Source organism: Paraglaciecola algarum (assembly GCF_021532655.1).
In the GTDB taxonomy this organism is placed as follows: Bacteria; Pseudomonadota; Gammaproteobacteria; order Enterobacterales; family Alteromonadaceae; genus Paraglaciecola; species Paraglaciecola algarum.
The window spans coordinates 59816-73301 of the sequence record NZ_JAKGAS010000012.1; the positions used below are offsets into that span (position 1 = coordinate 59816).

A 13486-nucleotide genomic window follows, 5' to 3' on the forward strand; every position below is an offset into this window, starting at 1 on the left:
CTACAGGTGATTCTCTAGATAATGTTTATGGTCTTTAAAATTGAGTCCACACTTTTGAATAAAATCATCGATATATTCAAGATCATATTTATGTGCGGGATCAGTTTGCCCAACTTGCGTTAATTTTTCAGGAAATACCCCATATCCAGCTAACAGGCATTGCCATGAAAAAGGCGGGTAATAGCTAGGTAAGCTGTTTTTGCCATTTGCGGCAAAGGTTTGATTTAAATCTTCGCCAGCCATCCAAGCGTTCACAATCTTTTTTAATGTGTTAGATATATTTGGGTTTTCTGAATTGGCTCGCCAATAGTCAGTGTCATCTCGTGAACTTAAACGGTAATGGGCCACAATATAGTCGCGAATGCCTTCAAAACGATTATTAAGGTTTAGATTAAATGTGTCTTGGGGTTTTGTTGAAAAGCTTGCAGGCTCAAAAGCTTGTATGAAGCCTTCTATGGTTTCTTGCACAAAGTGCAGTGCCGTGGCTTCTAATGGCTCGATAAATCCTTGAGATAAACCCACAGCTAAACAGTTTCGATACCAATGTTTTTCTACTCGGCCCACTTTCATTTTTAGATGCCGAGCTTCCACATCAGAATCTACTAAATTGAGCTTTTGTCTAAGCTCTAACTCAGCATCGTTAGCGTTTGTATAATCTGAGCTATAAACGTAGCCGTTACCCGTTCTATTGGTTAATGGAATGTCCCAAGCCCAGCCATGTTTTAAGGTAGTTGAAATAGTTTGGGAATTTATAGATTCGCCTGTAGAGGAAGCTATTGTTACTGCGTTGTCATTAAACAAATTATCTTTATAGCTATGAAAGGGCACTGCTAAGTGTTTTTGGATTAATTCGCCATTAAAGCCAGAACAATCCACAAAAAAGTCTGCTGAAAGTTGTTGGCCATTATCAAGTTGCAAAAACGCCAAATCACCGTTGGCATGTTTGCCAACATCTAGCACTTTTGCTTGAATATGGTTAACCCCCGCCTGTACCGATTTTTTAGCTAAAAACTGACCTAATAACCCAGAGTCAAAGTGATATCCGTAACCTATTGGAAAAGGGAAGTTTTCGTTTGGAATAGGGGATTTATGGTGTTTGGCTAAATATGCAGATAGATAGAATCGGTCAGGGTGGCTATCTACCGAAATACCTTTTCTACGAAACATGCTGTTATAAAAAAAGGCTGGGGCTGAAAACGCATCGATTCGAGAGGCAAAGGGATGGAAGTAACTATTAAATCCTGGACGAGATGACCAACCTTTAAAAGTAATGCCATTTTTGTAAGTGGCATTACAAGCTGGCATCCATTCACTTTCTTCAATACCAATTTGCTCAAAAAATGTTTTCAGCTGCGGCGTAGAGCCTTCACCTACGCCAATAATACCAATGGCAGGGGATTCTACTAAGGTGATATTTACCGCCTTATCTTTCCACTTAGCCATCATCAGGCTTGCGCTCATCCAACCCGCTGTGCCACCACCTAGTATGACTATATGTTTGTGTGTTGAGGAAAGATCTGCATTCATAATTTTATTAATAATGATTATTAGCCTAAATTTTCGGAGATTTAATATTCATCTATTGTTTAAATTAAAAGTGATTATTGGTTAGAAAACAATACGTGAATAATAAAACAGCTAAAGGAAAAAGAGCCACGTTAGCGTGGCTCTTTTATTATTTATCGTCAGACTTTATAAGTTGTAGTTAATACCAAAGTAAATAGTACGCCCAAAGTATTGGATCGTACCGGTACGATTGGTTTGGCCAAAGTAAGACACGTTTGGTTCGTCGGTTAAGTTATCAACTGACATAACAGCCTGTAGGTTATCGTTATAGTTATACGACATCTGGGCTGAGATAATGGTTTCTTCATTAAAGTAAGCAGATTGGCTACTACCAATGGCAATTTGCTGGCTCAAATATGGTCCACGATGACGGGCACTAATACGCGCATTTAACTTTTCATCATAATCATAGAAAAGTGTGGCACTAAATACCCGATTAGATAAACCTTCAAGAGGAGCATCTTGGCCAGTTTCACCTGGTACAGCTGATAATTGGGTAATTTCACTGTCAGTGTATGACCAGTTAACATTGGCACCTAACCCAGACCATGCACCTGGTAAAAAGGTGAAGGTCTGTGTGTAAGCCACTTCAATCCCGCGCATGTAGCCACCTTCGCCATTGTTTTCAGCGTGAGTGTAATCACCGTCTTGGAATTGAATTGGTACACCGTTGGTATCAAATAACTGCGGAATATCGATACCTATTTGTGCTAAATCAAAATCTCTTTCAGTGATAGAGCTAACAAAGTTAGTAATATCTTTGTTCCACAGTGCTACCGTAATTGCACCGTCTGTATCAGTGAAATAATGCTCGTATGATAAATCAATTTGATTAGCATAAAACGGACGCAAAAACGGGCTAGTATCACTATTATAATCTAAGAATAATCCACCTTCACGCTCATTCACACTCACACCACCAGTAAGTGCTAAATCATTCATATCAGGTCGCGATAGAACTTTTGCTGCGGAAAACCTGAATAAGTCGCTTTGAGTAACTTCAAAAGTTAAGTTTAATGAAGGTAGATAGTCAGTGTAAGTGACACCATCAGTACCACGCACATAACCGTCATAAACTAGGCCGTTATCATCAGCGATAGGTTCACCATTACCTGGGCCTACATCTAACAATCCGGTACTTGATTGTTCTGTTTCAACCGCACGAACACCAAAATTACCACGTACTGGAATATTACCCACTTCAGCATCGATATTGGCTTGAATGTAGGCTGCAGTGACATTTTCCTCAATTACGTTATTTTGAGTTAACGTCCAGGCATTATTCCAATCTGTTTTAGGCGTTTTATCTACATTAGGGATCCAACTATCTAAAATCTGATTCACATCCAACGCCAAATACTGTGGCATGTTGCCAAAGTCGCCACCTAAGGTAGAAGTGGTGACTTCTCCACTAGATAACTGATAAGGTTGAAAACGTTCTGCTTCAATAATGTTACCATCGTCATCTTGTCCGTAAGTTATGTATTGACCGCTACGTGATGTTTGATCAGAAACACCATATACAAAACGGCCACGCTCTAATGAATACTCTCGTTTAGATGAACGTATTCCACCTTCAATTGAACTAATAAACTCATTATCAAGGGCATATTTAAAGTCAATTTTGACTGCATCGGACGAATTAGATTCAATACGTGGATAAGCTTCAGCGGCGACAACCATCATATGGTTAATGTCAGTGAAATCTCGGTTGATGCTAACGGTTGGTGACTCAAGGCCATTTAGTTGGTATTGCACCACTAAATTATCGTCAATAATTGGCGTGTCTAAACTTGCATCTTCAAAGTAGGCTAAACGCATAACTCTGTCTTTACTGTCTTCGTCACCTTCAGAATGGGCGATATCAACAACAACTGTTAATTCGTCATTCACGTCCCATTCGCCTTTTAAGCCCCAAGAAGATACTGAACTTTCTGTGGTAGCATCATCTGCTTGAGTTTGTACCCGAATTCCACCACGTTGTGAGGTTAGGGCTGGTGGAGCATCAACCATGTTGTTTGGGTCACGAGAAAAAGTACCACCAATTAGGGTATCTCCAGCCAATATAGGATTAGTTAATACTCCTGCGTTAGGGGCTAAACCTAGATTGGCTAAACGTACACTACTTAAACCGTCAATACGTAAACCACGGTCAAATTTTTCTGAATCAAATTCTGAATGAAAACCATCAAATTGGAAACGTAAGTCGTCACGAGGAGCCCAGTTTAAAGCCACAACTAATGCTTCACGGCTATCTTCACCACCACGGTCGTGGAGTTCAAAGCCATCTGAGGCAAATAATTGTTTAGGTAATCCATCGTAAATACCGCCGTATTCGGCAGAATAAGAATTGTCGATGGGGGTCGCTCGATCGGGATCTTGATTGTATTCGTCGAATTGCAAGCTAATAAATTGGTTAGCAATTGTCGGCTGTTCCATCAAGGCAACACCAACCGAAACACCTACAGTGTCATCCATAAATTTGGCTTGATAAGAGGCAGTTAACCTTTTACCTAGGGTATCGAGGTATTCATTGTCAGCAACAGCATTATTCACATTGCCGTGGGCTGAAAAACGAAATTTTTGATCTTCGTCATTGTCTAAGGCGTTGGCCGTTTTAAGTTCTACTGTACCCGCTACACCACCTTCGATTAATGACGCTTTTGGTGATTTGTATACTTGAGCGGCTGAAATCAATTCAGCTGGAAATTGGTCGAACTCGACTGAACGCCCACCAGAAGAAGACACTTGCTCGCGGCCATTAAGTGTAGATAAAACAAATCCACCAGATAAGCCACGAATATTAAGTTCGCTCGATTGTCCATCTCGTCTTACAGATGTAACACCAGGTAAACGTGTTAACGCATCTGCAATGGATACGTCAGGCAAGCCACCAATGTCATCTGCCGAAATAGCATCAACTATAGTATCTGCATAGCGTTTTGTATTTAAGGATTTTATAACACTACCTTTAAATCCCTTAACCTGAATCACTTCCATTTCGTTGTCTTGGTTCGCACTCCCATCGGCATCAACTTCTTGTGCCAAGGCAGAAACAGAATGCAAAGATAACCCAGCAGCTATTAGGCTGAGTGTCATCATGCTCGGTTTGAATTTTTTCATTTTAATCTTTCCTAGTGTGTTCTAGTAACTTACAGTTCTGGAGGTTATTAATTACTCAATCAAGTGACTCACCAGTCTGCAACAATTTAGACAATCCATATCTATTTTAGGAAGTTTTAGCTGTAACGTGACAAGGCTAATGCTAATCGCTTAGGGCGTTTATTCAACCTTTTATTAACACTGAGAACTGACAAAAAGCTCAAAAAATAACTGTTTAGAATAACTATAGTTAATTAAAATCAATGGTTTACGTTTTTTTGTTGAGCGAAGTGACCAAAAATGAATACGTATTCATAGTGGCTATATTTCATTTACATCATATTACATTTCATCAACAATACGCCTGCATCGATTTTAAATGTACTAAGATTTAATTCGAGCAAGATGGTAGGGACTCCAGGAATAGTTTGTGAATACGTGACAGTATTATTTTATAAAACTAGAGAAATAACCATCGTAGTGACTGGCGTTTTATTTAGCTGGTGACTCAGTAAAAAACATTGGAGATACCAATTATGTCTATGTACATAAGAAAATTATTAACACCAGTACTGCTGGCGCTTACGGCCACAGTATTGTACGGATGTGGTGGAGGCGAACAAGGACTAACTGGCACCACTACTAGCCCACTTATTTGTAAAGCCCCTGAAACACTGACAGAAGACGGGACTGCATGTGAACTTGTTATTGTTCCTTGTAATTACCCTGAAGTGCCAAATGATATAGGTTTGTGTGAAATGGACACAGGCCCATGGAGAGACGGTGCAAATGGCATCACTATGCCAGAACCAGAATATATCCCTAAAGACGGTGAAGTTGTTCTTTATTATGGCCTTAAGAGCGGTGAATATACAGGCTGGGGATTACATGCTTTTAACGAAGCAACCTGTACTTCTTGGGCTATGTTTGATGCTCCTGGCGGCGAAACCACTGGTACAAGTTGGGGAATACCCATTGACCCAGTAGGTGTTGATCCTAATTTTGGTGTGTATTGGGTAATGGATATCAAAGCTAATCCAAACTGTGGTAATTGGATCCCGTATAACTTTGACGCAGGTGTGCAAGTACAATTTACCGCTATTGCAGAAATTGCTAACAATCCAGACAATCAAAGCTTCTTTTTGTTAGAAGGTTTAGATGCGGTTTTTCCGAACCCTCGTACCTTTGAATCGTTAGTGGTACCAGGTGGTGCAACACTTGTGTGTGAAGACCCGCAGGTATTAAACGAAGCTGGCGATGCATGTATTGATGATCCAACTGCGTTAGAAACATTTGTGCCTGGTGAAGCTGAGCTATACCTGAAAGGCTCGTTTAACGATTGGTTTGGTGAAGATGCTTCAGATGAAGTTAAAGCTCAATACGTATTTAGCTATGCTGAAGGTATTTATACTATGGCAACTGATATCACTGGTACTGCTGAAGACTACAGCTTTAAAGTGGCTGATCTTTTATGGTCTGAACCTACGTCATTTGGCGCAGCTGCCGGTGAAGAAGCTGTGGTATTAGGTGAGGGTAAAACCTTAGTTGTGGGCGAAGACGTAGGGCAAAATATTACCTTAACCGCTCCAGTTGATGCTAATTACCAATTTACCTTTGATGCAACGGATGCAGAAATGCCAGTGTTGACTGTAATTGAAGTACCACTAAAACGCGTTATGTATGTAAAAGGTACTTTAAACGATTGGTCGAATACTGATGTTATGACATATCAAGGTGATAATATTTATACAGCAGATTTAGTACTGACTGCTCAAGACTATGAATTTAAAGTCGCAGATGCTAATTGGACTGAAGATACTAACTTTGGTGCGGCCGCTGGCGATGAAATGTTAGCCTTAGATACCAATAAAACCTTAGTGTTTGGTGAAGGTATTGCACAAAATATAACTTTAACTATTCCCGCAGCTGGCACTTACAGGTTTACTTTAGACGCGACAGACACTGCTGCGCCTATTGTGAGCGTAGTAAATGCGGTTCCTTATGGCGCAACTGAAATGTTTGTTAAAGGCTCTATGAATGAATGGAGTAACGGCACAGCTATGGTTTATGAAGGTGATAATATTTATAGCGCGGTATACTCACTGGAAGCCACAGACTACGAATTTAAAGTAGCAGATGCAGATTGGACCGAGGCGACAAATTTTGGTGCGGCGGTTGATGACGAAGCGATTGCATTAGACATGGCAAAAACGCTAGTGTTTGGTGAAGGTATTGCACAAAACATAACCATGACAGTTGAAACCGCTGGTGACTTTAAATTCACCTTAGATGCAACTGATCCTGCTGCGCCAATTATTACAGTAACCAGTTATATGCCTTATGGAGACACAGAAATGTTCGTTAAAGGCACTATGAATGAGTGGAGTAATAGCGCTGCCATGGTGTATGAAGGCATGCATATTTACACCTCTGTATATGACCTAGAAGCAAGCTCTTATGAGTTTAAAGTAGCTGATGCTGACTGGACAGAAGCCACTAACTTTGGTGCGGCCGTTGATGACGAAGCCTTAGTATTAGATACAGCGAAAACCTTAGTGTTTGGTGAGGGAATTGCTCAAAATATTACTTTAGACCTAGCTGCTGCAGGTAAATATAAGTTTACTTTAGATGCAACGGATACAGCTGCACCTATTATTAAAGTAGAGCTTGTAACGGAATAGTTTTATTCTAAAAGTTTAATTGTATACATCGAAAACCGTGACTTAGGTCACGGTTTTTTTATGCCTGAAAATAAGCAGTTAATCATAATTTAACTTTTTGAATACGTATGTAACAACTGTTCAACATTTCATTAAACCCTTAGCATGAGTGAAATAGAATTTTTGTACTAAAGGTAAATACCGATGATGCACACCAGAGTAAAAAGTGCGCTTAGTTTGATGACAGTTGGGCTAATTTTTTCTGCTTGTGGAGGTGGTGGTAATTCACCATCACCAACCACTCCTCCCACAACACCACCAGTAAATAGTGCACCTAAAGTTGATACTTTCTCTAGCCAAATTAGTGAAAACAATGCCCTTGAAGTGACCTTTTCGTGGACTGTATCTGATTCCAATAGTGATACTTTATCCTGTGTTTTGGCCCCCGGTACGGGGGTAGAAAATATCAATATCTCTAATTGTGTTACTACCAATAATACAGTGGTTACTTATCCCCAAGCTGGAAATTATGATGCTAAGTTAACCGTATCCGATCCGAGTGCAGCGAGTGATAACGAAAATTTGGCGTTAGTCATTGAAGATAATTCCAATGGTATGCCTCAACCGGTAGCCATCGCAGGTGACAGTCAATTAGTAATTTATTACAACCGCCCTGATGGGAACTACCAAGGTTGGATTTTGCACCTTTGGAATAATGCTGATTGCAATGCTTATGCTGATTTTCCGGCTGATGGCGGAACAGAATGGACAACTGGCCAAACTCAGACGGGTATCGACCCCAATTACGGTGCCTACTGGACCATAACATTGCGTCCTGAGCTTGCTGCTTGTGCTAATTTTATTGTGCACAAAGGAGATGAAAAGGATGTGGGTGGACTCGATCACCGCGCCAACTTAACCGGCAATCGGATGATTTGGACTTTGTCAGGCATTGCTGATTTATATGCCGAAGCGACACTTTATCCAGAGGGCGTTTTAATTGCAGATACTGCCGCTCATTGGGCTGATGTTGACACTGTGTTTTGGGATACAAAAGCTCAAAACGTATCTAAAGTTCGAGTTTACAGTGCAGCAACTGATGATATGGGCTATGACGGCGAGAAAGGGATTGAAGGCGATAACTTCATTGAGTTTTCTCCCTCAGCAGGAACTCATCCCGCTAACACTTTGAATATGCCTAGATATAGCGGGTTAGATCCATTTACTGCTAGTGATGCTGCGGCGACAAAAGTTAAACAAATGCTTACCGGAAAATTGTTGGCAATAGCATATGACTCTGCAGATACTGTGCTTGCAGCGACATACGTACAAACGCCAAGAGTGTTAGACGCTTTATATACCCAAGCGGCTAATGATGCTGACGAAGCATTGTTAGGTTTGGATTATGCGGGATCTGGCATAGTGGCAAACGTTTGGGCACCAACGGCTCAACAGGTAAATCTAAAGGTTTATAACGCTGCTAAAGTCTTGCAATCAACCACAGCTATGCAGGTTGATAATAATACTGGTATTTGGTCTGTTGAGCTGGATGAAACAGTTGATAGGCAATTTTATCGTTTTGAGCTAACGGTTTACCATCATATTAATCAACGTTTTGTAACCCTTGAAACCACAGACCCTTATTCAGTTTCTTTGTCTACCAATGGGGAATATTCTCAATTTGTCAACTTAGAAGATGAAGATTTAAAGCCTATAGGTTGGGATGACCACGTATCACCAGAGCTTACTGATCCAGAAGATGCCATCATCTATGAAGGACATATTAGGGATTTTAGTATCCGTGATGAAAGTACTAGTGCTGAAAATAGAGGTAAGTATTTAGCTTTTACCGAACACAACTCTTTACCAGTAAGTCATCTAAAGTCATTAGCAGATGCAGGATTAAATTACTTCCAATTATTACCCTCTAACGATATTGCGACTATTGGAGAGGATCCCAATGACACCATTAATTTAACCAATACAGTTGATGAATTGTGCGCCAAAAACAATACAGCGCCAGTATGTGGGGTTGAAAGTGCTTCAGCAACATTGTTATCTGTGTTTGAAAGTTACGATCCTGAAACCTCAGATGCTCAAGCTTTACTTGAGTCTATGCGAGGTCTAGATAGTTTCAACTGGGGGTATGACCCTAAGCATTACTCTGCTCCAGAAGGAAGTTATGCAACTAACCCAGATGGTGTTAGCCGCATATTAGAAATGCGTGAAATGAATCAAGCTTTGCATGAAATGGGCTTAAGAGTGTCGCTAGACGTGGTTTACAACCATACTAGTTCATCAGGTTTATTCGATAACTCAGTGTTAGATAAAGTGGTACCTGGGTATTACCACAGACGAGATTTAACCACAGGTAACGTGTTCCAAGATACGTGTTGTGAAGATACTGCACCAGAACATCGAATGATGGATAAACTCATGACCGATTCATTAGTGTTATGGACTCAGGCCTATAAGTTCGACGCGTTTCGTTTTGATATTATGAGTAATAATGCCAAACAATCAATTTTAGGTGCTAGAGAGCTTGTTCAGGCTATCGACCCTGATAACTACTTTTACGGTGAAGGCTGGACACGCAATGACAACGGATACGAACAAGCTAACCAGAACAATATGGCTGGCAGTGAAGTGGGGACATTTAATGATAGACCTCGAGATATAATTCGTAGCGCATCACTTTTCAGTGATTCAGGTAGTCTAAATGATCAAGATATTATTCGCCTTGGACTTGCCGGAACTCTAGCTGACTATATGTTGCAAGATAAAAATGGCAATCTTAAAGCTGGCAGTAGCTATTCGGCTAAACCGGCGTATGGCAAAGATCCTGCGGATATCATTAACTATGTGTCTAAACATGATAACGAAACTTTATGGGATCAGTTGCAGTATGGTTTATCTGCAGATATGTCTTTAGAAAATCGAGTTAGAGTGCAGAATATAGCTGGTAGTTTGCCCTTTGTTAGTCAAGGAATTCCATTTTTCCAAATGGGTGGTGATCTTATTCGGTCTAAATCTATGGATAGAAATACCTATGATGCTGGTGATTGGTTTAATTATATAGACTTCAGCAAAACTACTAATAATTGGAACGTTGGATTGCCACTTGGCCAAGACAACCAAGGACAATGGACTACCATTGGTCAATTAATTGCGAATAGTGAAACCCATCCAATGGCTGCTCAAATTGAGCTGTCTGCTGCTGTATTTAGTGAATTCATCAACATACGTGATTCTAGTAAGTTGTTCAGATTGCCTAGTGGACAAGACGTGATCGATAGAGTGGGGTTCCACAATACCGGTAACAATCAAACTCAAGGTTTAATTGTGATGAGTATTGATGATGGTATCGGTGTTGATGATATTGACCCAAATCATGATGCGGTAGTGGTGGTAATTAACGGAACAGACACTGAGCGGTCCCAGACAATATTAACTGCCAGTGGATTTGAGCTGCACACAGCACAGCAAAACTCTGCAGATGTAATCGTACAAACTGCTAGTTTTAGTGCTAATGCAAATAGTGGCACATTTACAGTGCCTGCATTAACTATGGCTGTGTTTGTGAAACCACAAAGTTCAGAGCAGGGAACTGGTCTTGCTGCTGACGTAACTCTCAATAAGCCAGATGTTGCACCATATGGCAACACCACTGTTTATTTACGCGGATCGATGAATAACTTTGGTGATGATGGCTTAACCAGTGATGATACTTTGAGTTATGCAGGTGATGGAATTTATAGCCTTGATTATACACTTGCTGCTGGAACCTATAATTTTAAACTGGCTTCCGAAGATTATTCGATAGTAGATTTAGGTTTTGCACAAGTTGAATTTGCAGAGGGCTCTATTGCTACTACGGAAGATGGTGACGGTAATATTAGTTTTGAAGTACAGGCGCAGAGCAACTATCACTTTAAGCTTGATGCTTCGCAAGCCACTCCAATCTTAAGTATAAGTAGTATCAGCCCAACCGTAAACTGTGACGCTTTGACAGATTCTGCTGATGCTATTCCATTTAGTGTTACCGGAGGTGGGGATCTTTATGTACGCGGCAGTCATTCAGGTTGGGAGCCACAAGAAGCCTTCCGTTTGCACTATAAGGGTGAAAACAGATATCAAGCAGTGGCTGAATTTAGTGGTGACTTTCAGTTTAAGTTAGCTTCTGATGATGGTAGTTGGGTGACCCAACTATGGGCACAAGGCGAAGACTCCAATATTCTAACTGAGAATTTGGCTGTAGGGGTGACATACCCTGTTGCTTATAATGATGCTGGCTCTACTAATAATCAAACTGTATTAACCAGTGGAACCTATAGTTTTTTACTTATGTTAAATGAACAAAACCCATCCCAAGGTAGTTCGGTGGGGAGTCTTATTATTCAGCAATGTGAGCCATAAAATATTAAGTTAATTTAATTGAGCTTCTGGAAAATAAGCACAAAAAAGCCAACTTAAAAGTTGGCTTTATATTTTAAAAAAATGAGCAGAAGACTAAACGCTGATGTTAACCTGTGAACCTACTCTTTCACCTTCTTGTGGTGCATTTTCTTGAGTGGCAGTGGTTTCTAACTTTTCTTGTTGTTGTTCAGCTTGAACAACTTGTTGTGGCGAACCGGTTTGAGTCGGTGCACTTTGAGCAATTGAGCCTGCCCCTGCAGATCCTACGTCCATACTGTTCTCCTAATTAAAAATGACTGGATTGATAATTACCATTCTAGTTGTTTATTATTTATTCTGCTAGGAGAAAATTATTGCTCGTTTATAGTGAGATAATAGCTTCTAACCTAGTTTGCATGTCATTAGCTATAATTGGCTGGGCCAAGGCATTAGGATGTATACCGTCGTTTTGCATTAAATTATCGTCTAAGGCTATGTTTTGTAAGAAAAAAGGAATTAATGTTACATTAAGCTCGGTAGCCAAACTGGTATAGGTATCGGTAAACATACGTGTGTATCGCTTGCCATAATTGGTGGGGATCTGCATTTCTTGCAGGATGACCTCTACGCCACTTTTTTTAGATAAAAGGACAATAGATTTAAGGTTATCAGCCATTTTATTCACTGGATGACCTTGTAATCCATCGTTCCCCCCCAACTCTACAAATATGTGGGTAGGTTGATGTTGCTTAAGTAACCTGGGTAATCTAGCTAACGCGCCGTCTGTGGTTTCACCACTAATGGCGGCATTAATAAGTGTGATTGGTTTATCTTTCCACGCATCTTGTAACAAACTTACCCATCCTTGCTCTTGCTTTAGACCGTAAGCTGCGCTTAGGCTATCACCTAAGATCAATAATTTTGTTTGTTTGGCTTGTAAGTGATCCGAAATCAGTAACAAGGGTATAACAAATACTAGTAATTTAACTTTATTTAGCAACGATTGGGTATTAATAAACAACACTATGACTCCAGAACTTATAAATAATACAAATATGATTAGTACAAAGGGTATCAGTAAAATAGTTAATACGACCCAAGGTGAACTTCAGATCCTCCAACCAATTAGTTTTGATGTCAAGGCGGGTGAGTCGGTTGCCATAGTGGGTGCGTCGGGTTCCGGTAAATCTACTTTGTTGAGTTTGCTTGCTGGCTTAGATGAAGTCAGTGATGGTGAAATATACTTGGATAACCAAGGTATGCACTCTATGGACGAAGAACAAAGAGCACAGCTTAGAGGTGCTAAAGTCGGCTTTATTTTTCAAAGTTTTATGTTGGTGCAAAGCTTAACTGCAATCGAAAATATTATGTTACCGGCGGAAATAGCTGGCCACAGTGATGCAAAACAACGAGCGTTAGATATTTTGCATAAAGTTGGGTTAGAGCACAGAGCTGATCATTATCCTAACCAGTTATCTGGTGGAGAGCAGCAAAGGGTGGCTATCGCAAGGGCCTTTATTTCAGAGCCTAAAATCTTATTTGCCGATGAACCAACAGGAAACTTAGATGCAGTAAATAGTGAAAAGATTGAAAAACTGTTATTTGAATTGAATCAAAATTCCAATACCACCTTGGTATTAGTCACCCATGATCAAGAATTAGCCGATAAATGCGAAAGGCAATTACACATGCAAGCTGGCGTGTTAACAGAGATAACTACTGAATCTGAGCAGCTAGAGCAAGCTGTGAATGCAGGTTAATTG

Annotated in this window: 7 protein-coding genes; 3 read left to right on the forward strand and 4 right to left on the reverse strand. The window is 40.3% G+C overall.

Annotated features, from left to right (window positions below):
- Positions 1-1527, reverse strand: coding sequence for a tryptophan halogenase family protein (locus tag L0668_RS17530; protein WP_235314028.1), 1527 nt, complete (start codon positions 1525-1527; stop codon positions 1-3).
- A gap of 165 nt (positions 1528-1692) precedes the next feature.
- Positions 1693-4689 carry a TonB-dependent receptor gene (locus tag L0668_RS17535; RefSeq protein ID WP_235314029.1) on the reverse strand — a complete coding sequence of 999 codons (2997 nt, stop codon included), beginning with the start codon at positions 4687-4689 and terminating at the stop codon, positions 1693-1695.
- Positions 4690-5204: 515 nt separating this feature from the next.
- Between L0668_RS17535 and L0668_RS17540 the strand changes: the two genes are divergently transcribed.
- Positions 5205-7349 (forward strand): hypothetical protein, encoded by a 2145-nt coding sequence (locus L0668_RS17540; protein ID WP_235314030.1) that lies wholly within the window; start codon positions 5205-5207, stop codon positions 7347-7349.
- 183 nt (positions 7350-7532) lie between these two features.
- Positions 7533-11744: an alpha-1,6-glucosidase domain-containing protein gene (locus tag L0668_RS17545; RefSeq protein ID WP_235314031.1), complete on the forward strand. Its 4212-nt coding sequence runs from the start codon at positions 7533-7535 to the stop codon at positions 11742-11744.
- Between the two features lie 93 nt (positions 11745-11837).
- Here the strand turns inward: L0668_RS17545 and L0668_RS17550 are convergent, their stop codons facing one another.
- Positions 11838-12017, reverse strand: coding sequence for a hypothetical protein (locus L0668_RS17550; protein ID WP_235314032.1), 180 nt, complete (start codon positions 12015-12017; stop codon positions 11838-11840).
- Positions 12018-12105: 88 nt separating this feature from the next.
- Positions 12106-12744, reverse strand: coding sequence for an arylesterase (locus L0668_RS17555; RefSeq protein WP_268820434.1), 639 nt, complete (start codon positions 12742-12744; stop codon positions 12106-12108).
- A gap of 34 nt (positions 12745-12778) precedes the next feature.
- Here L0668_RS17555 and L0668_RS17560 point away from each other — a divergent pair, with 34 nt between their 5' ends.
- Positions 12779-13483 carry an ABC transporter ATP-binding protein gene (locus L0668_RS17560; protein ID WP_235314034.1) on the forward strand — a complete coding sequence of 235 codons (705 nt, stop codon included), beginning with the start codon at positions 12779-12781 and terminating at the stop codon, positions 13481-13483.
- Positions 13484-13486 lie beyond the last annotated feature (3 nt).

Excerpts from the sequence above, each read along its gene's own strand:
- L0668_RS17530 (WP_235314028.1), bottom strand. The coding sequence starts at position 1,527 with ATGAATGCAGATCTTTCCTCAACACACAAACATATAGTCATACTAGGT.
- L0668_RS17535 (WP_235314029.1), bottom strand. The coding sequence starts at position 4,689 with ATGAAAAAATTCAAACCGAGCATGATGACACTCAGCCTAATAGCTGCT.
- L0668_RS17540 (WP_235314030.1), top strand. The coding sequence starts at position 5,205 with ATGTCTATGTACATAAGAAAATTATTAACACCAGTACTGCTGGCGCTT.
- L0668_RS17545 (WP_235314031.1), top strand. The coding sequence starts at position 7,533 with ATGATGCACACCAGAGTAAAAAGTGCGCTTAGTTTGATGACAGTTGGG.
- L0668_RS17550 (WP_235314032.1), bottom strand. The coding sequence starts at position 12,017 with ATGGACGTAGGATCTGCAGGGGCAGGCTCAATTGCTCAAAGTGCACCG.
- L0668_RS17560 (WP_235314034.1), top strand. The coding sequence starts at position 12,779 with ATGATTAGTACAAAGGGTATCAGTAAAATAGTTAATACGACCCAAGGT.